This is a genomic window from Streptomyces otsuchiensis (genome assembly GCF_004305975.1).
Classification (GTDB): Bacteria; Actinomycetota; Actinomycetes; order Streptomycetales; family Streptomycetaceae; genus Streptomyces; species Streptomyces otsuchiensis.
In genome coordinates, this window is sequence record NZ_BHZI01000441.1 from 1 (window position 1) to 2,760 (window position 2,760).

At 76.9% G+C, this 2,760-nt stretch carries 2 protein-coding genes; both read left to right on the forward strand.

Features of this window, described 5'->3' with window-relative positions; translation table 11 throughout:
- Nucleotides 1-1,449: type VII secretion integral membrane protein EccD (gene eccD / locus E0D90_RS24835; RefSeq protein ID WP_307721178.1), on the forward strand; the 1,449-nt coding region annotated here is incomplete at its 5' end.
- A 5-nt stretch (nt 1,450-1,454) separates the two neighbouring features.
- Nucleotides 1,455-2,760, forward strand: a 1,306-nt coding sequence (locus E0D90_RS24840; protein ID WP_170215046.1) for a S8 family serine peptidase, incomplete at its 3' end; no start/stop codon positions are given.

The window sequence follows — 2,760 nt, forward strand, 5'->3', positions numbered from 1 at the left end:
CCCTCCCCCCCGGTGGTTCCCGCGCCCGCGGGCGGCCCCACGACGACCGCTCCGCCCGGCGCACGCGGCGGCGGGGGTGGTGGCGCCGAGTTCGTGCGGATCGGTGTGGCGGGCAGCGGTGGGCGGGCCGACCTCGCGGTGCCGGCCGGCCTGCCACTGGCCCGGCTGATGCCGTCGCTGCTCAGCCACGCCGGGGAGGAGCCCGGTGTCGAAGGGGGAGTGCGGCACGGCGGCTGGATGCTGTGCCGGATGGACGGGTCCCGGCTGGACCCGGCCTCCTCGCTGGCGGCGCAGCAGGTCCGCGAGGGCGATCTGCTGTTCGTGCGGCACGCCTCCGCCGACGCCACCGCGCCGCTGTACGACGATGTGGTCGAGGTGATCACCGAGAACGGCGCGGGAGCGGAGTGGACCTCGCGTGCCACCCGGGCGGTGACGGCGGTGCTCTCCGCGCTGGCCGTGCTCGCCGCGTGCGGTGCGCTGGCCGCCGCCCCCGGGCGGCTGCCGGGTGCGCTGGCCCTCGGGGTCGCGGCCTTCGCGCTGGCGGTGGCCGTGCTGCTCTCGCGGGCGTTCGGTGATCTGGCCGCCGGCACGTTCGCGGCGGTGCTCGCCGCGCCTGCGGCGATGACCGGGGCGGTGCTGCTGCTCGGCGTCTCGGAGGGACCGGGCGCGGCGCACCTGCTGCTGGCCTGTGTGGTGCTGGCGGCGGTCGGAGCGCTGGGGCCGGTGGTGGTCGGCGGTGGTGACGGCACCTTCACCGCGATCGTGGTGGCCGGTGTGCTCGGCTGCGTGGGCGCTCTGATCTGCGCGGTCTGGGGCGTGAGCCCGGCCCGGGCGGCGTCGGTCGCGGCGCCGCTGTCGCTGGCGCTGACCACGGCGCTGCCGACGGTGGCGCTGCGGCTGGCCCGCACGCCCGCCCCGTTCGTCGCCGGTGACGCCGACGACCTGGAGCGGCTGCCCAGCCAGCTGGAACACGGCGTGCTGCGGGCCCGGATCGAGCGGGCCCGGCGCCTGCTGGTCGGCATGGTGGCCGGTTGCCATCTGGTGGCCGGTGGCGGTGCGTTGGTGCTGTTCGCCTCGGGGGAGCTGTGGCCGTCGGTGCTCGGCGTGGTGCTCCTGGTGCTGGTGCTGCTGCGTGCCCGGCTGTTCAAGGACGCCGCCCAGGCGCTGATACCGCTGGTGACGGCGCTCCTCGCGACAGCGGGCGCGGCGGCGTTCACGGTGCTGCGGCTGGTGGGGGAGAGCGTGCCGCTGCTCGGTGTGGTGATGCCGGTGGCGCTGCTGGTGGCGCTGGTCTCGGGTGCGGTGGGCCTGTTCGCCGGAAGGCAGCGGCTGAACCCGCGTGCGTCGCGCGGCCTGGACATGCTGGAGACCACGATCCTGCTCTCCGTCATCCCGCTGGTCCTGGCCGTGTGGGGCGTGTACGGCACGCTCCTCGACCTCAAGGTGTGAGCGGCGTGCACGGTACTCGCGCCACCGGCCGGCTCCGCCGCCGGCCGCCGGTACTCCTGCTGGCCCTGTCCCTGGCGGTGGCCGCCACCGCGGGCACCCTGGTCGTGCCGGGCGCGGCCGCCGACGCCCATGCCCAGGAGTGCCGTCAGCAGGTCACCGGCGAGGAGCTGGCCGGCAACGCCGGGCCCTATCCGCTGATCGACCTGCTGGGACTGCGGCACGCCTGGGACCTGTCGACCGGCCGCTCGGTGACCGTCGCCGTCGTCGACTCAGGGGTGGACTCCAGCCATCCCGACCTGGGGGACGCGGTGCTGGGTGGCAGTGAGTTCCAGGTGGTCGCGGACGAGCGGGAGTTCGTCCGCAGCGCTCCCGCCCCCGCACAGGACTGCGCCGGTCACGGCACCGGTGTCGCCGGGCTGGTCGCCGCCCGTCGCGCGGAGGGCGACCGGATGACCGGGGTGGCGCCCTCCGCGCGGATCTACCCCGTCCGGGTCCACGACGGCATCGAGAACGTCACGCACAACACGGTCGCCGCGATGATCGACGACGCCGTCGGCGCGGACGTGGACGTCCTCAACCTCTCGCTGGCCGTGGTCCAGGACCATCGGAGCATCCGGGAGGCGGTGGCCCGCGCGGTGGCCGCCGACATCGTGGTGGTCGCCGCGGCGGGGAACGAGGGCGACCGCGGCCCCTCGGGCGGCCGTGTCTACCCGGCGGCCTACCCCGGGGTCATCGCGGTCGGCGCGGTCGACGCCGCGGGTCAGCCGCTGGAGTCCTCCAACAGCGGCCCCTGGGTCGACCTCGCCGCCTACGGCGAGGCGCTGCCGCTGATCGCGCCCGGCGGCTCCGGCTACCGGGCGGACGGCGGGACCTCGTTCGCCGCCGCCCAGGTCTCGGGCGCCGCCGCCCTGGTCCGCTCGCGGTTCCCCGACCTGTCGGCGGCCGAGGTCGCCGAGCGGCTGACCGGCTCCGCCGCCCCCGTCGGCGGTGGCCGCAACGACCGCACCGGCGCCGGGATCGTCGATCCGTTCGGCGCCCTCACCCATCTGCCCGGCGCCCCGCCGGCGGCTGCGGGCGAGGCGGCCGCCCTGGAGGTGCAGCCGCTGCCCCACCGGCCGCCGCTGCTCAGCGCCTCGGAGTCCCGTGCGCTGGCGTGGAGCGGCGGCCTGCTGCTGGCGATGGTGCTCGGGCTGCTCGCCGCGCCCGCCGTGCGCCGCGCGGCACGCCGCCGCTGGCACGCCGGACCGCTGGCCGGTGAGGCACCGAACCCCGACGGCCGGTCCATTTCCCGCGCCGCCGACGACAGCCCAC